The organism is Flavobacterium daejeonense DSM 17708 (assembly GCF_000425425.1).
GTDB classification, from domain to species: domain Bacteria; phylum Bacteroidota; class Bacteroidia; order Flavobacteriales; family Flavobacteriaceae; genus Flavobacterium; species Flavobacterium daejeonense.
Genome location: NZ_KE384374.1, coordinates 22,930 through 48,189 on the forward strand (window position 1 = coordinate 22,930; position 25,260 = coordinate 48,189).

Annotated in this window: 22 protein-coding genes; 16 read left to right on the forward strand and 6 right to left on the reverse strand. The window is 33.9% G+C overall.

What is annotated here, in order from left to right; all coding sequences use genetic code 11:
* Positions 1-2,547 (forward strand): MBG domain-containing protein (locus H599_RS20450; protein WP_026715358.1); only part of this gene is annotated, 2,547 nt, incomplete at its 5' end.
* A 67-nt stretch (positions 2,548-2,614) separates the two neighbouring features.
* Positions 2,615-3,448 carry an outer membrane beta-barrel protein gene (locus tag H599_RS0117850; protein WP_026715359.1) on the forward strand — a complete coding sequence of 278 codons (834 nt, stop codon included), beginning with the start codon at positions 2,615-2,617 and terminating at the stop codon, positions 3,446-3,448.
* Positions 3,449-4,098: 650 nt separating this feature from the next.
* Here H599_RS0117850 and H599_RS20660 read toward each other — a convergent pair.
* The gene (locus tag H599_RS20660; RefSeq protein WP_081810600.1) at positions 4,099-4,341 is read right to left on the reverse strand and encodes a transposase; all 243 of its coding nucleotides are present in this window, start codon (positions 4,339-4,341) and stop codon (positions 4,099-4,101) included.
* Positions 4,342-4,696: 355 nt separating this feature from the next.
* On the reverse strand, positions 4,697-5,038 hold the full coding sequence (locus H599_RS20135; RefSeq protein WP_081810601.1) for a response regulator: 342 nt from the start codon (positions 5,036-5,038) through the stop codon (positions 4,697-4,699).
* Positions 5,039-5,201: 163 nt separating this feature from the next.
* On the opposite strand from H599_RS20135, the gene H599_RS0117875 reads away from it, so the two are divergent.
* The gene (locus H599_RS0117875) at positions 5,202-6,641 is read left to right on the forward strand and encodes an ATP-binding protein (RefSeq protein WP_026715360.1); all 1,440 of its coding nucleotides are present in this window, start codon (positions 5,202-5,204) and stop codon (positions 6,639-6,641) included.
* Between the two features lie 155 nt (positions 6,642-6,796).
* On the opposite strand, the gene H599_RS21390 is transcribed toward H599_RS0117875, so the two are convergent.
* Positions 6,797-8,023, reverse strand: a complete 1,227-nt coding sequence (locus H599_RS21390; RefSeq protein WP_026715361.1) for a phage integrase SAM-like domain-containing protein — start codon at positions 8,021-8,023, stop codon at positions 6,797-6,799.
* 775 nt (positions 8,024-8,798) lie between these two features.
* On the opposite strand from H599_RS21390, the gene H599_RS20140 reads away from it, so the two are divergent.
* Entirely contained in the window at positions 8,799-9,011 is a 213-nt protein-coding gene (locus H599_RS20140) for a hypothetical protein (protein ID WP_155960830.1), read from the forward strand.
* A gap of 19 nt (positions 9,012-9,030) precedes the next feature.
* On the opposite strand, the gene H599_RS0117890 is transcribed toward H599_RS20140, so the two are convergent.
* A complete protein-coding gene (locus H599_RS0117890) occupies positions 9,031-9,621 on the reverse strand; it encodes a riboflavin synthase (RefSeq protein ID WP_026715362.1) in 591 nt (196 codons plus the stop codon).
* A gap of 54 nt (positions 9,622-9,675) precedes the next feature.
* On the opposite strand from H599_RS0117890, the gene pdxA reads away from it, so the two are divergent.
* The 9 genes from pdxA to H599_RS0117940 all read left to right on the forward strand — a co-directional run bounded on the left by pdxA (position 9,676) and on the right by H599_RS0117940 (position 17,068).
* Positions 9,676-10,719 carry a 4-hydroxythreonine-4-phosphate dehydrogenase PdxA gene (gene pdxA / locus H599_RS0117895; protein WP_026715363.1) on the forward strand — a complete coding sequence of 348 codons (1,044 nt, stop codon included), beginning with the start codon at positions 9,676-9,678 and terminating at the stop codon, positions 10,717-10,719.
* 100 nt (positions 10,720-10,819) lie between these two features.
* A complete protein-coding gene (locus H599_RS0117900) occupies positions 10,820-11,362 on the forward strand; it encodes a YceD family protein (protein ID WP_026715364.1) in 543 nt (180 codons plus the stop codon).
* Between the two features lie 9 nt (positions 11,363-11,371).
* Complete coding sequence (rpmF, locus tag H599_RS0117905; protein WP_026715365.1) at positions 11,372-11,569, forward strand: 50S ribosomal protein L32; 198 nt, start codon at positions 11,372-11,374, stop codon at positions 11,567-11,569.
* A 176-nt stretch (positions 11,570-11,745) separates the two neighbouring features.
* Entirely contained in the window at positions 11,746-12,744 is a 999-nt protein-coding gene (locus H599_RS0117910; RefSeq protein WP_026715366.1) for a beta-ketoacyl-ACP synthase III, read from the forward strand.
* Positions 12,745-12,768: 24 nt separating this feature from the next.
* Positions 12,769-13,254 (forward strand): acetyl-CoA carboxylase biotin carboxyl carrier protein, encoded by a 486-nt coding sequence (gene accB, locus H599_RS0117915; protein WP_026715367.1) that lies wholly within the window; start codon positions 12,769-12,771, stop codon positions 13,252-13,254.
* A gap of 85 nt (positions 13,255-13,339) precedes the next feature.
* On the forward strand, positions 13,340-14,686 hold the full coding sequence (accC, locus tag H599_RS0117920) for an acetyl-CoA carboxylase biotin carboxylase subunit (protein WP_026715368.1): 1,347 nt from the start codon (positions 13,340-13,342) through the stop codon (positions 14,684-14,686).
* Positions 14,687-14,934: 248 nt separating this feature from the next.
* Positions 14,935-15,255 (forward strand): hypothetical protein, encoded by a 321-nt coding sequence (locus H599_RS0117930; protein WP_026715369.1) that lies wholly within the window; start codon positions 14,935-14,937, stop codon positions 15,253-15,255.
* 53 nt (positions 15,256-15,308) lie between these two features.
* A complete protein-coding gene (locus tag H599_RS0117935) occupies positions 15,309-15,611 on the forward strand; it encodes a hypothetical protein (protein WP_026715370.1) in 303 nt (100 codons plus the stop codon).
* Positions 15,612-15,733: 122 nt separating this feature from the next.
* Positions 15,734-17,068, forward strand: a complete 1,335-nt coding sequence (locus tag H599_RS0117940; protein ID WP_026715371.1) for a sigma-54-dependent transcriptional regulator — start codon at positions 15,734-15,736, stop codon at positions 17,066-17,068.
* On the opposite strand, the gene H599_RS0117945 is transcribed toward H599_RS0117940, so the two are convergent.
* Positions 17,065-19,485, reverse strand: a complete 2,421-nt coding sequence (locus H599_RS0117945; RefSeq protein ID WP_026715372.1) for an ATP-binding response regulator — start codon at positions 19,483-19,485, stop codon at positions 17,065-17,067. The genes H599_RS0117940 and H599_RS0117945 overlap by 4 nt on opposite strands.
* A gap of 18 nt (positions 19,486-19,503) precedes the next feature.
* Positions 19,504-21,342, reverse strand: a complete 1,839-nt coding sequence (locus H599_RS0117950) for a S9 family peptidase (RefSeq protein WP_026715373.1) — start codon at positions 21,340-21,342, stop codon at positions 19,504-19,506.
* Between the two features lie 227 nt (positions 21,343-21,569).
* On the opposite strand from H599_RS0117950, the gene mtgA reads away from it, so the two are divergent.
* The 3 genes from mtgA (at position 21,570) to H599_RS0117970 (ending at position 25,059) form a co-directional block, all read left to right on the forward strand.
* Positions 21,570-22,301, forward strand: coding sequence for a monofunctional biosynthetic peptidoglycan transglycosylase (gene mtgA / locus H599_RS0117955; RefSeq protein ID WP_026715374.1), 732 nt, complete (start codon positions 21,570-21,572; stop codon positions 22,299-22,301).
* Complete coding sequence (locus tag H599_RS0117960) at positions 22,302-23,249, forward strand: lipid A deacylase LpxR family protein (RefSeq protein WP_026715375.1); 948 nt, start codon at positions 22,302-22,304, stop codon at positions 23,247-23,249.
* A gap of 166 nt (positions 23,250-23,415) precedes the next feature.
* Positions 23,416-25,059, forward strand: a complete 1,644-nt coding sequence (locus H599_RS0117970; RefSeq protein ID WP_026715376.1) for a DUF6377 domain-containing protein — start codon at positions 23,416-23,418, stop codon at positions 25,057-25,059.
* Positions 25,060-25,260 lie beyond the last annotated feature (201 nt).

Here is a 25,260-nt window from a genome sequence, read left to right on the forward strand (position 1 = left end):
TCGGCTACAGTTTCAGTATCAGGAGGAACTTCTGGATACACTTACTCTTGGTCACCATCAGGAGGTACAGCTGCTACAGCCACTGGATTAGCTGCAGGAACTTATACTGTAACTGTAACTGATGCTAACGCATGTCAAACTACTCAAAGTTTTACAATAACTCAGCCAACAGCACTGGTTGCAACGGCAGCTTCACAAACGAATGTTTCCTGTAATGGAGGTTCTAATGGTTCGGCTACAGTTTCAGTATCAGGAGGAACTTCTGGATACACTTTCTCTTGGTCACCATCAGGAGGTACAGCTGCTACGGCTACAGGTTTGTCAGCAGGAACATACACAGTAACTGTAACAGATGCTAATTCATGTCAAACTACGCAGATGTTTACTATTACCGAACCAACAGCTATCGGTTTTACAACTACTACTTTGTCAGGATATGATTACAATACTTCTTATAGTCAAACAATTGCTTCAACTGGTGGGACAGGTCCTAAAACTTATGCCGTTACTGCTGGTGATTTGCCTTCAGGTTTTACCCTTTCATCGAGTGGACAGATAACAGGTGCTTCTACTCAGGTAGCAGATAGTAATTTTACGGTTACAGTTACGGATGCCAACGCTTGTACAGCAACCCATAGTTATACATTAAAATTAAATCAAATACCAATTACAGTAACTGCGGATGCTTCTCAAACGAAAGTTTATGGCGCTTCAGATCCAGTTTTTACTTATACTGTAACGCCTACTTTATTATCAGGTGATTCATTTACAGGGGGATTAACAAGAGTTACAGGTGAAAATATTGGTTCTTATGAAATCACTCAAGGTACTCTTTCTGCAGGTGATAAATATTTGATTACTTATGTTTCAAAAGATTTTGTTATTACAGCAAAACCAATTACAGTTACAGCTGATGCGGCTCAAACTAAAGTTTACGGAACAGTTGACCCGGCGTTTACTTACAGTGTTTCACCAAGTTTGGTAAGTGGAGATTCCTTTACAGGAACTTTAACAAGAGTTGCAGGAGAGAACATTGGAGCTTATGCAATCAATCAGGGAAGTTTAAGTGCAGGAAGTAATTATGATATTACCTATGTTTCAAAAGATTTTACTATTACAGCAAAATCGATAACCGTTACAGCTGACGTTTCTCAAACTAAAGTATACGGAACAGTTGATCCAACGTTTACTTACAGCGTTTCACCTGCTTTAGTAAGTGGTGACACTTTCACAGGAACGCTGACAAGAGATGCCGGAGAAAACATCGGAAACTATGCGATAACACAAGGTACTTTGAGTGCAGGAAATAATTATGATATTATCTATGTTTCAAAAGATTTTATTATTACTGCAAAACCGATAACTATTACAGCTGATGTTTCTCAAACTAAAGTTTATGGAACAGTTGATCCAACGTTTACTTATACGGTTTCACCAGGTTTAGTAAGTGGAGACTCGTTTACTGGTACTTTATCAAGAGTATCCGGAGAGGATGTAGGTATTTATGTTATTACTCAAGGAAGTCTGACTGCAGGAAGTAATTATGATATTACTTATAATTCTAAAGATTTTACAATTACAGCAAAACCGATAATCGTTACAGCTGATGTTTCCCAAACTAAAGTTTATGGAACAGTTGATCCAACGTTTACTTACAGTGTTTCACCTGCTTTAGTAAGTGGAGATTCTTTTACAGGTGCTTTATCAAGAGTATCTGGAGAGAATGTAGGTCTTTATGCGATTACTCAGGGAACTTTAACAGCAGGGGGCAATTATACGATAAGTTTTGTTTCGAAAGATTTTAGCATTACAAAAGCAAATCAGACAATTAGTTGGAATCAAATATTAGATTTAGGTTGTGAGACAGGTTCTTCAGTGGTTTTAACGGCTGAGACAAGTAGTGGTTTGCCTATAAATTATACCTCTTCAAATACTAATATCGCAACGATTTCTGATGGAGAACTATCGGTACATGATTATGGTTTTACAACTATTACAGCTTCTCAAGAAGGAAATAATAATTATTTTCCGGCTTCATCCGTTACTTTGACAGTTGTAAATAGACAGCCTAATCTTATTAGAAAACAATTCGAGAACGTTATTTTCTTTGATAATAGTTCTCAACAGTTTGCTTCTTATACCTGGTATAAAGATGGAGCTTTGGTTTCTGGACAAACATTACAGTATTATAAAGAGAACGGAACGTTGAACGGAATCTATTACGCTAAAGCTACTAGATTGGATGGTATGGTAGTTACTACTTGTCCTTTGGTTTTATCTTCTACAGTAGAGGATGAGTATATTAAAATTGCACCAAATCCTGTGAAACCAAATGCTTCTTATGAACTGTTAACAAATGTGTCTTCCGCAAGATTGCAAAATGCACATGTTGAAGTTTATAGTGTAGGAGGTATATTAATGCAGGATAAAATGACAAATGAGAATGTAGTAACATTAACTGCACCATTAGTTGAAGGAATATATGTTGTGAAGATGACCCTTTCAAACGGTAAAATTTTCACTAAAAATTTATTAGTTAGAAATTAAATAATTGGAATACATCATCCTCATGGTAAGAGTGAGGATGGTTATTCTGATATCTAAAAGAATAAGTATGAAATTTAATTTGAAAAATACAATAGGAACGTTGGCATTATTGCTTTCTCAGGCAATTACAGCTCAGTTTTATATTGGAGCGCAATCAGGAATAGGAAATATTCAAAGTGATGTCTCAGTTGCAGAGGAAGGTAATAGATTGGGAGCTGCTTTAAAAGCAGGGTATATTTACTCATTGACAGATCATATCGGGATTGGTTCAGGAGTAGAAATTTCTCAGTACCGACAAATAGTTACATTAAATAACCCAATGACAGTTTTAAAGAGTTACGAGGTAGATGAATCAACTTCAGCCTTTGAATATAATATGAGTGCTACTAATTATAAGGAGAAGCAAACACTTCATGCTCTACAGATTCCACTTTTTCTACAATATAAAACCAATATCAATAAAGGTATAGATTTTAATTTTAGAGCAGGAGCAAAATATTTTTTACCTCTAAAGTACAAGATTGAAGCCAAAGCCAGCAAGATAAACGGTACAGCTTATTATCCTGATGTGAATTTATACATTGATGATTTACCAGAATATGGTTTTGGTAGTCAAACCAATTATAGTGCTTCTGGAGAATATGATACGAAAGGAATAATTATGAGTATGTTCGAATTAGGATTTACTTTTGATATGGGACCAAAGAACTCTTTGTATGCTGCGATGTTTTTAGAGAATGGACATGGTTCAATTTTAGATCAAAATGCAGATAAATCGTTTGTTGGATATAATCCATCATCTGTTTCAGACCGTAAAGCAAATGGATTGTACAGTACTGATAAAGATGCTAAATTACGCCCTGTAGCTTTTGGGGTGACTTTGGGGTGGAATTTTAAATAAATATAGTTTAATCGTATAAATAGTAAAGGCCTTGAGAAATCAGGCCTTTTACTTTTTACATAGGTCGCAACCATTAGTTGTTTATTTTTAATCCTACATTAAGTGAAATTAACTAAAGTCTAGCTAAAGATCATAATGGTTTCGAGTTTGCTATGCGAGGTAGTTTCGAAGTTGAGTAAGCATACTAAAAAAAATATAAAGGGAGTTTTTAAATTAAATTTTCAAAGGCTTTATCTAATTCTTTGGTATTAAAATCTTCTAAGTAAGTTTCAGTTGTTTTGATAGATTGATGTCCTAAGGCTTGTTTAATCATAACGGTATTGATCGCTTTTTTTTAAAGATAGGGTTGCAAAAGTGTGTCTGGCGGTATAAAAAGTTACTTTGTTTTTAATTCCACATTCGAGAGTAATAATATTAAGGAGTTTGTCATAATACTTTAAAACACTTTTTTTTCGATCTCTCAATTCTTCTTTGATGTAAAGTTTTTCATCTTTTTCTAATATAGGAAAAATGTAATCGGTATCAAATGGATGATAAATTTTGAAGTAGTTTTAGTGACCTATTTCAGATAAAATAGCATTTATCTTTTGATGAAGTTTGGCTTTGTTTTCTTTACCGACTTTTTCCAAATAAAACTGTATTTGTGAGCATTACTTCAATCTTAGTACCATCGATAAATTGTTTTCAAGACTAATCAAATCCAAATCGACCATCATCTCTACAAGCTGACTAAAGAGTTTTTCAATATTACCTTTTAATTTTTGTCCTCTAAAATCAGGCTGTAATCCTCCTGAAAGCCACATGAAGTAAATGTTTTCCTTTACCGATTTGGTTATTTTTCGGCAAGAATAAGTATTGTTCAAATAACCATAAAATAGTATTTTAATTAGCATTTTGGGGTATTAACTCGATGTTCCGCTGCTTTTGTATTGTGAAATTATATCGGGAATATCTAATTTTTCAGCTACAGAATCAATTAATCTCGCTGAATGATTTCAGGTATCAAAGTAGTTAAATCTAAAGGGAAAAGTGTTTGCTGATGAACAGAATGAGATTTGAGAATGGTTTGCATTGTCAGTATTTATAATACTTAAAAATACAAAATCAAAATCTTGTTGAAAAAAACTGCCCGAAAATTACTTTTCGGACAGCTTCATCTAAAAATTTGATGAATCAAAAAAATTTGAGTTTAAAATCTAGGAAAATATATTAAAGGGTTTGAGTAAATTCGTTTAAATTAACTGTGTGTTAAAAAAAAATCATATCATTAAATAAATTTTTAGATATTGGTTTTGTAGCATATAGTGCTACATTTTCATCTAATTTGGCACGGGAAATATCGCTATTGTCTATAGAAGACGAAACCATTACTATTTTACAGTTTTGAGTTTTGTTTTTAAAAAGTAGTTTGTAATTTTCTAAAAATTCAAAACCATCCATTACAGGCATATAAATATCAAGAAAAATAATTTCCGGCATTAAATGGCTGTTTTCTTGGTTTTCTACCATGTATTTTAGTGCTTTTTCGGCAGAGGTGTACTGTAAAATATTTTCACAAAAATTATTTTTAGTCAACAATTTTGAAAATATAAAAAGTGCAACATTTACTTTGTAAAGGAATGAAAGTTTAGTTACTTGAAATTAGAAAATAAGAAGTTTAAAAGAGATTAAAATAGCTTATTTTCTTTTATTTTAGCAAATAAGTAGATTTAAATCTGCTTATTTTGCTATATTTGTTCAAATAAGAATAAATATGAAAAATTCAAGGCTTATTCCAGAAGATAAGATTATCGAACGACTGCAATATGAAAATCCTTGGTGGATTACTAAAGAAATTCCCGAGATTTATAAGGACATGTCAAAACGTTTGTATTTTGATTTGTTCTTCCCTTTTGTTCAAGAAACTGATATTCGCAGAGCAGTTGTATTAATGGGGCCACGGAGGGTAGGGAAAACAGTGATGATGTTTCATACTATTGAGAAGCTTATAGAAGAAGGGGTAAATCCACAGCGTGTTTTTTTTGTTGGAATAGATAATCCAATTTATGTACAACTCAGTTTGCAAGATATATTGGATTTATGCGTAGCATCTTTACAGTTGTCAGATTTGAAAGGGTGTTACATCTTTTTTGATGAAATTCAATATTTAAAAGATTGGGAGCGTCATTTAAAAGTCTTAGTCGATACATATCCTGAAACTAAATTTGTTGTTTCCGGTTCGGCTGCTGCGGCTTTGAAGTGGCATAGTACAGAAAGTGGAGCAGGAAGATTTACTGATTTTATGTTACCACCACTTACGTTTCAGGAATTTATACATTTAAAGAATAAAGGGCATTTAATTCAAAATGGACATATTAAATATGGTAATAAAGAAATTCCATATTGTTTGCCACTTAATATAGATGAATTGAATAATGAATTCTTGCAATATCTGAATTTTGGAGGGTATCCTGAGGTGGTCTTGTCTGAAAGAATTCAAAAGGATATGGGGAGGTATGTTAAAAATGATATTGTTGATAAAGTGTTATTACGTGATTTGCCAAGCCTATACGGGATAAAAGATGTTCAGGAACTTAATCGCTTTTTTACTTATATAGCTTATAATACAGGTAATGAGTTTTCTTATGAAGCAATGTCAAAAGATAGCGGTATTCAGAAAGATACTTTGAAAAAATATTTGGAATATCTCGAAGCAGCTTTTTTAATAAAGGTTTTGAATAAAGTTGATATTAATGCTAAAAGGATGAAGCGGGTAACGAACTTCAAGGTGTATTTAACGAATCCGTCATTAAGAACAGCGTTGTTTTCTCCTATAAAAGGTACTGATGATGAAATGGGTAATATGGTAGAGACCGCTATTTTATCTCAATGGATGCATCGTGAAAATTTAGATTTAACCTATGCTCGATGGAAAGATGGAGAGGTAGATTTAGTTTTGGTAGATGATAAAAAGTTTAAACCAGTTTGGGGCGTTGAGATTAAGTGGAGTAATCGATATTTTGAAAAACCACAGGAATTATCAAGTTTAATTCAATTTTGTAAAAGTAACGATTTTTCTAGTTCATTAGTTACATCGATTGATAAACTGGGGGCTAAAGAAGTGGGAGGATTGTTGTTAACTTTTTTACCAGCTTCAGTTTATGCTTATAATATTGGTGATAATACATTGAAGATGAAAACTACAAGTTATTAATTTACAGGAATCTCTGAAACTTAACTTCAAAGGGTTTTGTCTTTTTTTAATAAACAAAAGGGAAATAAAAAAAACACGAGATTTGGTTATAATCTCGTGTTTTTAATTCCAAAATAATTTGGTTTTTAGATTGCTTTTAAAAATTAAAAAATGATTTAAAGTAAATTCTCAAAAGCAGTATCTAACTCTTTAGTATTGAAATCTTCTAGATAAGTTTCTGTAGTTTTAATGGACTGATGTCCTAGTGCTTGTTTAATCATGACGGTATTGATGCCTTTTTTTAAAGATAGGGTTGCAAAAGTGTGTCTGGCGGTATAAAAAGTTACTTTGTTTTTAATTCCACATTCGAGAGCAATAATATTAAGGAGTTTGCCATAATAATTTAAAACACTTTTTTTTCGATCTCTCAATTCTTCTTTGGTGTAAAGTTTTTCATCTTTTTCTAATATAGGAAAAATGTAATCGGTATCAAATGGGCGATAAACTTTAAAGTAGTTTAGAATAGTTTTCATATGATGATTGTCAGGAATTTTTACATTTAACTTTATTCCGGTTTTATTTCTAACGTAAGAAAAACTGCTTAAATCAACTTCTCCCCATTTTAACTCAGCTAGGTCAGTGAAATTAATACCTCGGCAATAAAAACTGAATAAGTAAGTATATAAAGCTTTAGCTCCTTCTTTGTTTTTAGATATGTCATAGTCTAATAATAATTGTAAATCCTCTTTAGTTAAAGCTTTCTTTACTTTGCTTGATTTCAATTTAGATATTACATAATCTTTAAAAGGATAAAATTCACTAGATACAATTTTAGATTTTATTGCTGAGTTGTAAATTGCTCTAATATTTCGCATATATACACCAATACCACCATTGTTACAGCCATGAGCTCGTAAGTAGGATTCAAAAGCTGTTAGAAAATCGTAATTGATTTTTGTGAAATCATAAGTTGAAATCGTTGGTCTAAATCTTGAAAGTGCTGAGATAGTATCACGATAGGAACTGCTGGAGCTTATTTTTCCAGATTCTTTTAATTGAAGTTTTCTTTCTTCAAAATAAGCAATAAAGTTTAGTTTTTTTACCTCTTCAGGTCTAAATAAAGAGTCGAATGATTCCAGAGAAAAGTTGTGATTTTCCTCAATCATTACGTCTAATATTTTGGAGGCGTCTTGTTTTATCGAATTTAATATTCGGTTACATTGCAAATAATTTCGGAATTTAGTTGTAAATTCACTTGCTTTGTCATTCCAAAATTTTGGTAACACATTGTAAGGGGTTTTGTAGAATTTAGACTTTCTATCAATTGTTATTCTTAAATTGACAGGAAATGTGCCATCGTTAAGCATTGTCTTTTTTAGGATGATTTTTACACTAGCTTTCATTTTTAATATTTTTAAAAGTACAACATACGTACAACAAATGAGTGCATATTGTGAAACCGGATGAAACAAAAATATTTTTTAAAAATGATAAACAGCTGTAAAACAGTGATTTTGAAGCTAAATGCAATTAAATGCAAAAGTTAAAAGTCTATCTCATAATCAGGTGGTCCCTGGTTCGAGCCCAGGTGGGACCACTAGTTAAAATTAAGCCTTCACAGCAATGTGAGGGCTTTTTTGTTTTCTTTCGGCGATTATTTCTTGCTTTCAATTCGTTTTGTTTAATGGCAAATTCAAGTCAAATGGTGATAATGAGTGTTTTGTCTTCGTGTTTAAGTCTTTTTGATTTGTGAAAATAGTAAAGTAATCATGAAAACGAGCTTTCGCAGAAAGAATTTTTTGAGGGCTATTCTATCCTTGTATTGTTTTTAGAACACCGATTAAAGAAATTCAAAAAAGCTTATAAAAGCTATGAGAATCTGTGTAATCTGTGGTAAAAAAATATTTTAGTATGTTTTACGGACAGCCGTATAAAAATTTATGTCTGATTTTAAAGAGGAGATGTCGTTACTATAATTGTTAAAAATTACTAAAATCAATCAGTTTGTCGGTGAAAAATTCGTTTAGACGGGAATAGTTTTTGTTGTTGTTTATATGTTCTAGTTTTATCCTTTATCATGTAAGTCTTGGTTTAAGTAAGGCTGTTTAGGCTGTTTCGAGCAATTGATTTTGGTGTAACTAAATTATGAAAATTTCCCATAAAATATTGTTTTTTTTAATGACATTCGTGTTTGGGATTGTGAATGTCTTTGCTGATACTACAGAGCCTCCATCTCCAACACCCGGCTCTACAACTATGTCTTTAAGTGGTCCTGTAACTCCTCCGGGTTTGCCAATTGACACGGAGATTGTAGTGATGATGTTTATAGCTTTGTTGTTTGGTTTGTTTAAAATTTATATTTCTATGTCAAAAAAGAAACGCCCGGTTTAATCGGGTGTTTCTTTTTGTTTTAAATTTTGTTTGTATATAATTTAGAAACATATTTCCCGATTACATCAAATTCCAGATTGATTTTAGAGCCTGCTACGAAATTTTTAAAATTAGTATGTTCGTGAGTGTAAGGGATGATGGCTACACTAAACTGGTTTTTTTGAGAGTTTACAACGGTTAAGCTAACGCCGTTTACAGTAATAGATCCTTTTTCGATGGTTAGGTTGTTTAATTTATCATCGTATTCAAAGGTGTAAAGCCAGCTTCCGTTGGTTTCTTCAATCGAAATGCAAGTTCCTGTTTGATCTACGTGTCCCTGAACAATATGTCCGTCTAAGCGGTCGCCTAGTTTCATGGCTCTTTCCAGATTGACGAAGTCGCCTTTTTGCCATTCGCCTAAATTGGTTTTTTGAATGGTTTCGTCAATGGCAGTTACGGTGTAGGTGGAATCTTTTATAGCTACTACGGTTAAACAGATGCCATTGTGGGCTACACTTTGGTCAATTTTAAGTTCATTTGTAATGCTGGAGTCTATTGTAACGTGGATGTTGTCTTTTTCGTGTTTTATTTCCTGGATAGTTCCGAGGGTTTCTATGATTCCTGTAAACATTCTTGTTTTATTTTACTAAATTTGCTTTCAAAATTAGCAATAAAACGTGTGGATATGATTAAAAAAGCAGAAAATATTATCGTAGGAATTTCGATAGGGGATTTAAATGGTATTGGGAGCGAGGTAGTTCTGAAAACATTTGAAGATACCCGAATGTTGGAGCTTTGTACGCCGGTTATTTTTGCTAATGTGAAAATTTTGTCTTTTATAAAACGAAATTTAGAGTTGACTGTTGCGCTTCATGGTATTGATAAACTGGATCAGGTGGTACCAGGAAAGCTGAATGTTTTGAATGTTTGGAAAGAAGGAGTTGATTTGAATTTGGGTGTAAATGATGATAAGGTAGGTGAGTATGCTATAAAATCTTTTGTGGCAGCTACCAAGGCTTTGAAGGAGGATTTGGTAGATGTTTTGGTTACGGCACCTATAAATAAATACAATATTCAATCGGAAGATTTTAAGTTTCCGGGGCATACCGATTATTTAGATCAGGAGTTAAGAGGTGATGCGTTGATGTTTATGGTTCAGGACAATCTGAGGGTGGGTTTGTTGACCGATCATGTGCCAATTAACGAAGTGGCTTCCCGATTGACAGAAGATTTGATTGTAAAAAAAATAAATACGGTCAAGCAGTCTTTGATTAAGGATTTTAGTATCAATAATCCAAAAATTGCTGTTTTAGGTTTGAATCCGCATTGTGGGGATGGTGGGGTTATTGGAAAAGAAGAGGAAGAATTGATTCGTCCGGTGTTGAAAAAAATGTTTGATCAGGGGACGATGGTTTTTGGTCCTTTTGCTGCAGATGGTTTTTTTGGTAGTAGTCATTATGAGAAATTCGATGCTGTAATTGCGACTTATCATGATCAGGGATTGGTGCCGTTTAAGACCTTGTCTTTTGGTAAAGGAGTTAATTTTACAGCGGGATTGAGTAAGGTAAGGACTTCGCCGGATCATGGAACGGCTTATGATATTGCCGGAAAAGGAATAGCAGATTTTAATTCTTTTAAAGAAGCGGTTTATTTGGCTGTAGATGTTTATCGCTCAAGGATTCAGCATGAGGAGATGGTTAAAAATCCGCTAAAAGTTAAGGAAAAATAAATGTAAATAAAAAAAGATTAATAAGTTATTGGATTTACAATAATTTTATATCTTTGCACTCCCTTTCCGAAGCTTCGGATTTGGGCAAAATTTTGTTGAAATGGACAAGACTAAAGAATTTTTAATTCCTTTTGTAGGGTTAAAGCTAGGAAAACATCATTTTGAGTATCAGGTAGATAATGCGTTCTTTGGGATCTTTGAGTATGACGAATTTCAAAATTCGGATGTCAAAGTGTCGGTAGTTTTAGAGAAAAAAAGCAATATGCTTGAGTTGAGTTTTAAGCACAAAGGGACGGTTAATGTGCCTTGCGACTTAACGGGTGAAGATTTTGATTTGCCAATTAAAGGTAAAATGAAGTTGATTGTTCGTTTTGGAGAAGTGTTTAATGATGATAATGAAGAGTTGCTTATTTTGCCTTTTGGAGAATTTGAAATAAATATTGCACAGTATATTTATGAGATGATTGTTCTTTCGGTTCCTCAAAAACGAATTCATCCAGGAGTTAAAGACGGAAGTTTAAAAACGGATGCTTTGGATAAGCTGAATGAATTACAGGTCAAAGAAGTAGAGAAAAAAGAGAATAAAGAAGAGAATATAGACCCGCGTTGGGACAAATTAAAGCAACTATTAACGGATAAATAATATAGTAAAATGGCACATCCTAAGAGAAAAACTTCGAAAACAAGAAGAGATAAGAGAAGAACACATTACAAAGCTACTGTAGCTCAAATCGCTACTTGCCCTGTTACAGGTGAAGCTCACTTGTACCACAGAGCTTACTGGCATGAAGGAAAAATGTATTACAGAGGACAAGTGGTTATTGACAAGTCAGAAGCTACTTTTGCTTAATATGTTTTTATAGATACTACGAGAACTCTCACACTTTGTGAGAGTTTTTTGTTGTTTGTTATTTTCGTTAAATAAGAAGTTTTAAGACAAAGGGTTTTAGATTTTTTTTGTATTTTTAACCCCTTTTTTAAACGTTTTCTTTTGTGTAAAAACAGAAGAGGAAATATCCGAATAAAATGAATAAAATTACAGCCGCAATTACTGCTGTTGGAGCTTATGTTCCAGATTTTGTGCTTACTAATCAGGTTCTTGAAACTATGGTTGACACAAACGATGAGTGGATTATATCACGAACAGGAATAAAAGAAAGAAGAATTTTAAAAGATGCTGACAAAGGAACTTCTTTTTTAGCAATAAAAGCAGCTGAAGATTTAATTGCCAAAGCGAATCTTAATCCTTTGGAAATTGATTTGGTTTTAATGGCAACGGCAACACCGGATATGCAGGTTTCTGCAACGGGAGCTTATGTTGCGACTCAAATAGGAGCCACTAATGCTTTTGCATACGATTTGCAAGCGGCATGTTCCAGCTTTTTATACGGAATGTCAACTGCAGCCGCCTATATTCAATCAGGAAGATATAAAAAAGTATTATTAATTGGTGCTGATAAAATGTCTTCAATCGTAGATTATACTGACAGAACAACCTGTATTATTTTTGGTGATGGAGGCGGAGCAGTATTATTTGAACCTAATTATGAAGGTTTAGGTTTGCAGGATGAATATTTAAGAAGCGATGGTATTGGTCGTGATTTCTTAAAAATAGACGCCGGAGGTTCTCTTCACCCGCCAACAATTCAAACAGTTGAAGAAAAAAGACACAGTATCAGACAGGATGGGAAAACGGTTTTTAAATATGCTGTAACCAATATGGCTGATGCCAGTGAACAAATTTTGAAAAGAAACAATCTTACTAACGAAGATGTTGCTTATTTGGTTCCACATCAGGCTAATAAGCGTATTATTGATGCTACTGCAAGCCGAATGAACTTAGAGGAATCTAAAGTTTTGATGAATATCGAGCGATATGGAAATACGACATCGGCTACCCTTCCTCTGGTTTTAAATGATTTCGAACATTTGTTTAAAAAAGGAGATACTATTATTTTTGCCGCATTTGGAGGTGGATTCACTTGGGGATCTATTTATCTGAAATGGGCGTATAACAAACAATAAATTAAAACTAAAATTACAAATATTATGGATTTAAAAGAAATTCAGAACCTGATCAAATTTGTATCTAATTCTGGTGTTGCTGAGGTAAAGCTGGAAATGGATGATGTGAAAATTACTATCAGAACGGTATTAGAAAGTAGTACTCCAGAACCAGCTTATGTACAACAATTACCAGCAGCTCCTGTTCAACAAATTGTAGCTACACCAGCAGCTCCTGCACCAGCAGCAGCAACTGCGGCTCCTGCAGCGGCAGTTGATGATACATCAAAATATATCACTATTAAGTCTCCAATGATTGGTACTTTCTATAGAAAACCATCTCCGGATAAACCAATGTTTGTTGAAGTAGGAAGTTCTATTGCTAAAGGTGATGTACTTTGTGTTGTTGAGGCAATGAAATTATTTAACGAAATCGAATCTGAAGTTTCAGGAAAAATCGTTAAAATTTTAGTTGATGATATGTCTCCGGTAGAATTTGATCAACCATTATTCTTAGTAGATCCATCATAGTTTTTAAAAATTCCAATAGACAAATCACAAAATCCAATTATTTGGAATTTGGAGATTGGAATTTGTAATTTTTAATATAAATAAGATGTTTAAAAAAATATTAGTTGCAAATAGAGGAGAGATTGCACTACGTGTAATCAGGACATGCAAAGAAATGGGAATTAAAACAGTTGCCGTTTATTCTACTGCCGATGCAGAAAGTTTGCATGTGAAGTTTGCTGACGAAGCGGTTTGTATCGGACCTGCGCCAAGCAACCTGTCCTATTTGAAAATGTCAAATATTATTGCTGCGGCCGAAATTACAAATGCCGATGCAATACATCCCGGATATGGTTTCCTTTCTGAAAATTCTAAGTTTTCTAAAATCTGTCAGGAACACGGAATTAAATTCATTGGAGCTGCTCCTGAAATGATTGACAGAATGGGAGATAAAGCTTCTGCAAAATCTACAATGATTGAAGCCGGAGTTCCTTGTGTTCCAGGTTCTGAAGGAATTTTAGAATCTTATGAACAAGCACAAAAAGTGGCTAAAGAAATAGGGTATCCTGTTATGATGAAAGCTACTGCCGGTGGTGGTGGAAAAGGAATGCGTGCCATCTGGAAAGAAGAAGATCTTCATAAAGCATGGGAAAGCGCCCGTCAGGAAGCTGCTGCTGCATTTGGAAATGACGGAATGTACATGGAAAAATTGATCGAAGAGCCACGTCATATCGAAATTCAGGTAGTAGGAGATGCTTACGGAAAAGCCTGTCACCTTTCTGAAAGAGATTGTTCTGTACAAAGACGTCACCAAAAATTAACGGAAGAAACTCCTTCTCCATTTATGACTGACGATTTACGTCAAAGAATGGGAGAGGCAGCCGTAAAAGCAGCCGAATATATTAAATATGAAGGTGCCGGAACAGTTGAGTTCTTAGTTGATAAACACCGTAATTTCTACTTCATGGAGATGAATACCCGTATCCAGGTAGAACATCCAATTACGGAACAGGTTATTGATTACGATTTGATTCGTGAGCAAATTATGGTAGCTGCCGGAATTCCAATTTCTGGTAAAAATTATTTACCGCAATTACACGCTATCGAATGTCGTATCAATGCTGAAGATCCATATAATGATTTTAGACCTTCACCAGGAAAAATTACTACCTTACACATGCCGGGTGGACACGGAGTGCGTTTAGATACTCACGTATATTCAGGTTATACGATTCCGCCAAATTACGATTCGATGATTGCAAAGTTAATTACTACCGCGCAATCCCGTGAAGAAGCTATTTCTAAAATGAGAAGAGCTTTAGATGAATTTGTAATCGAAGGTATCAAAACTACTATTCCTTTCCATAGACAATTAATGGATGATCCTCGTTATATCGCGGGAGATTATACTACTGCCTTCATGGAAACTTTCAAAATGAATGAACCGGAATAAGTTTAATTTGTTGAAAAATCCAAAGCCGTACAGTTGATGTGCGGCTTTTTTTATGTGCAAAAGTGTGTAAAAAAGAAACAGTTTTTTTCTGTTTTACACAGTGGTACACAAAGTGTGAAATTATGATTTGTTCTTAATATACTGAAAATCAATAGTTTTTAATTTTGTTCCTTCCTCAAAAAATGCTGGTATAATAATTTCATTGTCCAAAGTGTAAAACATTAATAACACTTTAAATTATACACATTATGAAAAAATTATTTTTATCAGCCGCTATCGTATTAGGTTCTTTAACAACAATGAATGCTCAGGAACAAAAAGAAAATGCAACTCCTGCAGCGGAAACTAAAGTAACAGAACAAGTAACAGAAGCAACGTCAGCTTATACCGAAATTAAGGCAGAAGAACTTCCGGCAGCTGTTACTGAGGCCTTAAAAAAAGCTTTTCCAACTGCAATTTTAAATAAAGCTTCGGTTAATGATAAAAAAGAATATCAACTGGAGGTAAAAGTTGGTGATAAAGAAGGTGCTTTATATGCAGATGAAACAGGAAAATGGATCCAAAAATAATTAAAAACGAATAGAACAGATTTTAAAAATAATATATTAAAACAATACACATCATGAAAAAATTAATTTTAACAGCAGCAATCGTATTAGGAGGTTTATCAACAATAAATGCTCAAATGCAAGATCAAAATACAGCTCCAACAGAACAAAAAGCTCCGGCAACAGAAGAATTTACAGAAATTAAAGCAGAGGATTTGCCGTCAAAAGTAACCGAAGCATTAAAGAAATCTTATCCGGATGCCGTATTGTCTAAGGCTTATATCAACGAAAAAAAGGAATACAAACTAGAAATTACAGTTAAAGACCAATTGGCTACTGTTTATACAGATGTTGATGGGAACTGGATACAAAAATAAGCATCGCGAATTAGCTTATTGTTTTTGAAGGAGGTTGTTCGAAAGAGCAGCCTTCTTTTTTGCATAATTTTATGAAAATACAATAATATTAGCCTTAATTTAGCACAAAAAGTGTCTGTCTAATGTTGAAGATTTTAATTATTGAAGATGATGTTTCGTTTGGTAAACTGTTAGAAAAATTTCTAATCAAAAATAATTTTGAGGTTAGAACTACTTTTTCAGCAAGCGAAGCCCGATTAGCAATTCAAAATGAAGCATTCAATTTAGTTTTAACAGATTTGCGACTGCCAGATGCTGATGGAATTGATTTATTAGCTGAGTTTAAAGCAATTTTTCCGCAACTTCCCGTGATTTTGATGACCGGTTATTCGGAGGTAAGTACGGCTGTGAAAGCTATTAAAAACGGCGCTTCCGATTATATTTCGAAACCTTTTAACCCCGACGAAGTTTTAGCAGTTATTACCAATGCTCTTGCAAGTGAAACTTCGGTCAAAGAGACGCCAAAAACAGCTCCTAAAAACACAAAAAAAGTTATTACTACCGAATATGTTCAGGGAATTTCGGCTGCTTCTAAAAAATTATCGGAACATATCAAACTGGTGAGTCCAACGGATATGTCAGTTTTAATAATTGGCGAAAGCGGAACCGGAAAAGAGATAATCGCTCAAAGTATTCACCGTCAAAGTCTTCGAAAAGAACATAATTTCATCGCTGTAGATTGTGGTGCTATTCCAAAAGAATTGGCCGCCAGCGAGTTTTTCGGGCATTTAAAAGGTTCCTTTACAGGCGCTATTTCCGATAAGATTGGTTATTTTGAAGCGGCTAACGGAGGTACACTTTTTCTGGATGAAATTGGAAATTTGTCTTATGAAAATCAAATTCAATTGTTGCGCGCCTTGCAGGAGCGAAAAATAAAAGCGGTGGGTAGCAATAAAGAAATTGAGGTTGATATTCGAATTATTGCAGCTACCAATGAGGATTTGCGCGAAGCGGTTAAAAACGGCGATTTCAGGGAAGATTTGTATCACCGGATTAATGAATTTTCCATTCATTCGCCTTCGCTGGTTGAACGGGAAGAAGATTTAATTCTCTTTGCCGATTTTTTTCTGGAAAAAGCCAATCAGCAGTTGAATAAAGAGGTAATAGGTTTTTCAAAAGAAGTCGTCAATATTTTTCAAAACTATCCCTGGCCCGGAAATTTAAGGGAATTGCAAAACTGTGTTAAGCGGGCAACACTGCTCACTCCGGGTGATTTTATAGAAAGCACGGTTTTACCTGTGGAATTTTTTCAGCAAAATGAAACCAAAAACACTTCTTTTTCTTTATCGGAAAACGAGAAAGAAGCAATTGAAAATGCTTTGGTAAAAACCAAAAATAATAAATCTGAAGCCGCAAAATTGCTTAAAATTACCCGAAAAACATTGTACAATAAACTCAAACTGTACAATATTCACTAAATGACTTTTGCTAATTCAGTAAGGAGTTGGTTGGTTTTGGTTTTTAAATTAGAGAATTGAGTAACTAATTCGGTTGCATCGCATTCTTTTGATTCCAATTGGTCTAAAATTGCTGTAATTTCGATCGCTTCAATTTGTTTGAACATAGGATTCATTTTGTGCGCGAGTTGTTTTGTTTTTTGGTAATCCAGCGTTTGAACAGCATTTTCAAGTAGCACAAGATTGGAATTGGTTGAAGCGATGAAAGATTCAACGACGTTTTTGACAGCCTCAGAATCATTTTTTAGAAATAATTTTAAAGAATTCAAAGTGAAGCTGTTCTCAGAATTTTTAAGGGTATTATTTTGAACAGGAAGCGTTTTTTCTTCAAAAATAGCATCAATGGTTTGTAACAGTATATTAGGGCTAAATGGTTTTTTGAGTAGGGTTGCAAATCCTGTTTTAGTGTAAATTTCCTCATCCAAATCAGTTCTTCCGGTTACGGCAATCAATGGTTGATTGACGTAAATTTCCATTTTTTGTAATTCTTCGATGAATTGAAAACCATCTTTTTCCGGCATCTGAATATCGGTAATCAGGAGATCAAAATTTTCAAATGCCAGCTTTTGCAGTGCCTGATCAGCATTTGAAAAACAAAGAACCTGATGATATTCCTTTAAAACTTCGTAGCTTAATTGTAGCAAATGAGCATCATCATCGAGAACAACAATCGTTTTGTTTTGTGAATTCGGGATGTAAACCGATGGTTTATTTTCCTCGGTTTTAGTTTCGGTATCAAATGTAACAGCTAAACTGATTTCGAAACAACTTCCTTTTTTTGAACTGTTTTTCAGGTATAATTCGCCGCCTAAAAGCGTCATTATTTTTTTAGAAATAGCCAGTCCTAAGCCTGTACCGCCATAATTTTTTTCAATGTTTTCATTGGCTTGGGCAAATTCTTCAAAAACTAAATCCTGACTTTCTTTTTCAATTCCTATCCCGGAGTCTTCAACGCTTATCAACGCTTGGTTTTTGTCAAAATTAAGAGCTGCATGTATTTTTATGAACCCTTCCGGAGTGAATTTATAAGCGTTTCCAATGATGTTGATTAAAACCTGTTTTAAACGAAAAACATCACCAATGATTGGATTTTCGAGTTCTTTGTCTATTAAAATTTCCAAGTCGATATTTTTTTGCGGGTAAACCGACTGAATATTTTTAGCGACTTCGTTGATAGTTTCAGCCAGGGAAAAAGGTTTTTTGTCTAAATTGATTTTTCCGGCTTCAATTTGCGAAAAATCCAACAAATCCTGTACTAACCTGGCGATGAATTCCGATGAACTTTTAATGTTGTTTGTGTAGTAATTTTGCTTACTGTTTAAGGTTGAATTGCCTAATAATTCGGCGTAACCGGTTATGGTGCTTAATGGCGTTTTTAAGTCATGGCTAACGGTGGAAATGAGTTGTTCTCTGTTTTTAAGTAAGTTTTGTGTTTTAAAATTGGCTATTTCCAGTTGTTTTTTATACCGCTGGGTTTTTGAAAAATCACTGGCAATTAATATTGAAAAAAAGAGGGTGAGTAATAAACCTAAAATGGCCGCATAGGTTATGATTTGGTTGATTTTTTTTAATGATTTTTCTTTTTCAGTGTTGTTTTTAGTTGATGAAGTCAGGATTTCCTGTTCTATAACACGGAGTACTTTTCTGAGTTGGTCCGAGATTAAAAGTTCATTTGTAAGCAATTTGCTTTCCTGAATGTTTAAGGATTCTTTTTTCTTTTCGGTTTCCAGTTTTACTTTGCTAAGCAATCGTTTTGAAGCGGCTAAAATAGAATCGGTTTCTTTTTTGGTTAGCGTATTGCTGTTGTCGTCGGGAATATTCTGGTTGAGATAGTCAATGTAGTTTTGCAGTACTTTGCGCTGGTAACTGCTAAGTTTTTCGGGGTTTTTGGTAAAATCTTCGAGTTTTAATTTGCTAAGTGAAAATTCTAATTGGGTGAGTTCTTTAATGGCTTCGTTTACCGAAGCTTCATCAGAAGTTTTGTTTTTAATAGCTTTGAGTTGTTTAATGTTTTGCGTTTTTTCGGTAAGCAAAATCATCACACTATCCAGTAATTTAATTTGATATTCGCTGGAAAGTATTTGTTTTAAAGAACCAATTCTGTTTTGCAAAGAATTCGTTTCCTGGATGTAGTTTTTATAATCGGTTTCCGAATTGGATTGAATGGTTTTTCGGGCTAAATTTTCGGTTTTATACACATTCGAAAAGAGTTGGCTTACTTTTAAAACCTTATTTTTTTCAAAAGCTATTTTGTTTTCTATTTTCGAATAGTCTTGATTTTCTTTGTATAAAACCCAGCCTACACTTGCTACAAGTGAAACAAGAATGATGTAGCTGATGAAAACTTTTAAAGGAATATTACTGTTTTTATTTCCCATTTTTATTGTTTGATAGTTTTAAAGTGTTTCTTTCAGCCATTTGTAAAATTCTTTTTGCCAAATTTGTGCATTTTGAGGATTAAGAACCCAGTGGTTTTCTTCCGGGAAATAGAGAAAACGACTTTTAATGCCACGCAATTGTGCTGCCTGAAAAGCTTCCTGAGCCTGCCCAATAGGTACACGGTAATCTTTTCCTCCCTGAATAATTAAAATAGGCTTGTTCCAGTTGGTTATTAAATTTATCGGATTGAATTTATTGTAGGTTTTTTGTGCAAGCCTATTTTCTGTTTCCCAATACGCACCGCCAAAATCCCAGTTGCTGAAAAATATTTCTTCGGTAGTGCCATACATACTTTGGGTGTTGAAAACCCCGTCATGTGCAATAAACGTTTTGAATCTGTTTTTGTGAATTCCAGCCAAATAAAATACAGAATAACCACCGTAACTGGCTCCGACACAACCCAAACGGTTTTTGTCAACATAGCTTTCCATAGCCACAGCATCAATTGCCGAAAGATAATCGTCTATTACTTGTCCGCCCCAGTCTTTGCTAATCTGTTCGTTCCATTCTACTCCGTGTCCGGGCATTCCGCGACGGTTTGGGGCAACAACAATATAATCATTGGCGGCCATTAATTGAAAATTCCATCTAAAAGAATAAAACTGACTCAACGCACTTTGTGGTCCGCCCTGACAATATAAAAGTGTTGGGTATTTTTTGGAAGTATCAAAATTAGGCGGAAAAATGACCCAAACCAGCATTTTCTTGCCATCGGTAGTGTTTACATACCGTTTTTCGGTTTTGCTGAAGGCTAATTTTTTATAGATTTTAGTGTTGATATTGGTGATTTGTATCCAATTTTTTTCAGCTAAATCATAAGAGAAAATTTCAGAAGCATGATTGATATCTTCTCTGCAAACAATAATTTGAGTGTTATGAAAACCAAGGATTTTTGTGATATCAAAATCCCCGTCCGTGATTTGAGTGGGTTGTGGATTATTTAATGCAACTTCAAATAATTGTTTGGTGCCATCAATGGGAGCAATGAAATAAATTTTCAGGCTGTCTTCACTCCATAAAAAGCTATCTACTGTGCCGTCCCAATGTTCAGTTAAGTTGGTTTTGATTCCATTGTTAAGAATGATAATATCATTTTTGTCGGCTTCATAACCGTCGCGTTGCATTTGTAACCAGGCTAATATTCCGGAATTTGAAAATTGAGGAACTGTATCATAACCTTTATTTTCATCAGTAAGATTTATGGTTTGCTTCGTTTCAAGATTGTATTGATAAATGTTTGTGTTGGTAGAAACAGCATATTCGGTTCCTGTCTTTTTTTTACATACATACAAAATGCTTTTGCTGTCCGGTGACCAAATATAATCTTCGTCTCCGCCAAAAGGTTTTTGCGGACATTCAAAAAGTTCGTTTGGCATAATGTCGGTTTTAGGAGCATCATCGCGGTTTTTGCTATAAAAAACATGGTTAAATTTCCCTTCGTGCCAGCTGTCCCAATGTCTGTAATTTAAGGAATCGTAAATTTGAGCTTCTGATTTTTCCAGTTCCGGATAAAAATCTTTCCCTAAAATATTTTGGAGTTTTACTTCCTGATGCGAAAGCAGGTATTTGCCATCAGGCGATATATTCTTGTTTTTTAAAATAGTATTTGGGTCTTCAATTTCGGTTGGATTTCCTCCGTTAACCGGAATAAAATAATGTTTCGTGTTTTGTTTGTTTTCTTCTATTGAAGGTGTGTTGACTTTATAAACAATATATTTTTTGTCTTTGGAAAATCCTAAAACGCTTAGTCTTCCCAGTTGCCATAATAATTCGGCAGTCATTTTATCAGCAGTCATTGATCTTTATTTAGAAATATAAAAATAGCTAATTTAAAATTGCCGGATATAAGTAGATTGTACTTTAAGTTTTTTTTAAATGAATTAGAAATAAGGTTAAATCTATTGGAAGAATCTTTAAAAAAAGTAATTTTACTCCCTGTAAAAATCGCCGTTTTTTAAGGGTGGATTTTTATTTCTAAAAGAATTATGTAAGTTTAAAGAAATTAAAAATCCGGTTTTGAATAATGGCAACAAAAATAAATCCTAAAACAAAAACTAAAAAAGCTTCCCGAAATTTTATGGCAACATTGAGAGTATTTTTCATTAAAATGATTTTGTGGTTTGTTGGTCTTTCACTGTTTTTGGTGGTTTTTTTTAAGTTTGTTCCGGTGCCGTTTACACCTTTGATGCTTATCAGAGCCATAGAAAATAAAGTTGCCGGAAAGCCGGTTTATTTCAGTCACGACTGGGAACCACTGGAAAATATTTCAGTTAATTTGCAAAAAGCAGTTATTGCCAGTGAAGACGGATTGTTTTTACAACACAATGGTTTTGATTTTAAAGCCATGCAAAAAGCCTATAAAAACAACGAAAGAGGTCGAAGAATAAAAGGCGGAAGTACCATTTCGCAACAAACCGCCAAGAATGTTTTTCTGTGGCAGGGGAGAAGTTATTTAAGAAAAGGTCTTGAAGCTTATTTTACGGTTTTAATAGAATTAATTTGGGGCAAAGAACGTATCATGGAAGTATATTTAAATAGCATCGAAATGGGCGATGGCGTTTACGGAGCACAGGCGGCAGCCGAACATTGGTACCGAAAAGATGCCACTAATTTAACCCGAAGACAAGCCGCCGGAATAGCCGCCATTTTGCCTAATCCCCGAAAATATACCGCAACGAGTTCGTCGTCTTACATCAACAGACGGAAAGACAAAATTATGCGTGTGATGAATACTGTTGGTAAAATTGAATATTAGATGCGAATCAAAACAGTATTATTACTCTGTTTGTTTTTGCTTTCGGTTCGTATATCGGGTCAGAACAACAGTGTCGAAATAGGAGTTATTACTGATAATGATTTGTACACTTCCACTAAAAATGATCAATATTATACGAATGGTTTAGAAGTTTTCTATCGGTATTTGGCTAAAAAAAGCAAACCAAATGTTCTCAAGAAAATTAATGAAATCCGTTTAGGACAATACATGTACAGTCCGCGGACTATATATGTCGATGAGGAAGATATGTTTGACCGCCCTTTTGCGGGTTATCTTTTCGGAGAATTTGGGAATACTAATTTTTATTCGAATCAAACGGTTTTTAAAAAATATTTACAGCTAGGATTTGTAGGGCCTTATTCTTTTGCTGACAAAGTACAATCCGGAACGCATCGGTTGTTTCATTATACTGCTTTTGAGCAATGGGATTACCAAATTCAAAACACTTTTGGGATTCAAACGTATTTTATGATTTCCCGTCCTGTCTGGAAAAAAATTAAAAGCGAAAGAGTCGATTTTCAATGGTTGTCGGAAGCTAAATTAGGCACCATTTTTACTTCATTAACCACCGGATTTGTAACCCGAATTGGGCTGAAAAAATTAATGCCACTTTCGGAGTCCAACTTTCATGGTGCTTCAATAAGTGCCGATACGATTCAGCAGGCGAGGGAATTTTATTTTTACATGGCGTCTTTTTTAAATTATCAAATTTATGATGCTACGATTCAGGGCAGCATGTTTAATGATAATAGTCCGGTAACTTTTGATTTGATTCCGCTGCGGTTCAATGCCGAAGCCGGATTTCGCTATCGAAAAAACAATTGGAATTTATTCTATGCCTTTGTTTACCGGGGCAAAGAATTAAAATTTTACCGAACGATAGGCTACTTTTACGGTTCCATCCGCCTCTCTTATATTTTTAGATGAAAATTGAAAATATTTCAGGAATACGAGCGAATTATTTTTTAACTCTTTTGATTTCGTTATGCAATTTTTTTGCTGAAAAGTATTTTTTAAGTGTTCTAAAAAAGTTTTTATTGCCGAATATTTAATAAATTAGTTCTACCTTAACCTAACCAAAAAAACCACAACAATGAATAAAATTTGGACTTTATTCCTTATTATTTGTTTTCCTGTACTACTGTATTCTCAAGATGAAATGAATTCATTATTAGATGAATTAGACGCGACTTTGGATAAAAGCGAATTTTATCATAATAAGAAAGAAGCCGAAATGAATAAATTGAGCAGTTTACTGAAATTAACGTCTTCAAATACCCAGAAATACGAGATATATCAAAAATTGTATAATGAATATCGTGCTTATCAATCAGATTCGGCTTTAAATTATGCCCGACGAAGTTTGAAAGTGGCTAATACTTTAAAGGATTTAAACAAAATTAATACGGCAAAATTAAATTTGGCATCCATTATGGGAACTTTGGGAATGTATAAGGAAGCTACGGATATTTTGAATAAAGTAGATATCAATCCCACGCCCGAAATTAAAAGTTTTTATTACGGAGTACATAGTTCTATTTATTTGTATATGTCGGAATATGCGGCTTCCAATCAGGAGAAGAATAGTTATGTGCAGTTGACGCAGCAGTTTCGGGATTCTGTTTTTAAGTATGATCCTGCAAATTCGAAATCCTATGTTATCACGCAAGCGAATAAATTTTTTGAAAAAGGGCAATACGATGAGACGCTTCGAATGCTACAGGATTATTTTCCGAAAATGAGTAATAATGATCCTGATAAAGCGGTGGTTGCTTATATTATTTCGGAAACTTACCAACGGAAAAAAGATTTTGAACAGGAGAAAAAATGGTTAATTAAATCGGCCATTTCCGATTTACAGCTGGAGAAAAAGGAATACATTTCCTTGCGTTCTTTGGCTTTTATCATGTACAAAGAAGGCGATATCGATCGCGCTTACAAATATATTAAGCGTTCGCTGGAAGATGCGCTTTTTTGTAATGCGCGTTTGAGAACTTATGAAATTTCGAGAATGATGCCTATCATTAATGATGCTTATCAAAAACAAAATGATACTAACAGGCATCAGTTGATTGTCTTTTTGGTGAGCGCCAGTATTCTGTCGTTGTTTTTACTGGTGGTTTTGATTTTGTTGTTCAAACAAATGAAAAAATTATCTAAAGCTAAAAAGGAAATCAGTTTGGCCAACAGTCAATTTATTGAATTGAATAAAGAGTTGAACAGCTTTAACGAAAAATTGAATGAAACCAATACCACACTTAAAGAAGCCAATTTGGTAAAAGAAATTTACATTGGAAGATATATGGATCAATGTTCGGTTTACATCAGTAAATTAGACGAATACCGACGCAAACTGAACGTTATTGTGTCCAGTGGGAAAACCGCTGAATTGGTCAAAGCCGTAAAATCCAAGGAGTTTATCGAAGTCGAGTTGAAAGAGTTCTACCATAATTTTGATAAAACCTTTTTATTGCTTTTTCCTAATTTCATTGAAGAATTCAACAGTTTATTGACCGATAACGAAGACATTAAATTAAAACCGGGCGAGTTAATGAATACCGAATTGCGAATTTTTGCCCTGATTCGTTTAGGAATATCCGATAGCGTTAAAATTGCCGAATTTTTGCGTTATTCCTTATCGACTATTTATAATTACAGGACCAAACTGAGGAATAAAGCATTAGGGCCAAGAGATGAGTTTGAAGCAAATGTAATGCGAATAGGAACAAATAAATAGAAAATTGTTCTTTCAAGATAGCTGCCTTTTGACTCTTTTTTTGGGGTTAAAAGGCCTTTTTTATGCTACTAAACTACTACTTTTTTTGATTTAAAATATTGTTTAAATGATTGTAAATCAATAAATTATTATTTTTAATTACGATTTGTAACTACCAAATTATATTAGTCAAAATAGGTGCAGCAAAATCGTTTTAAATTT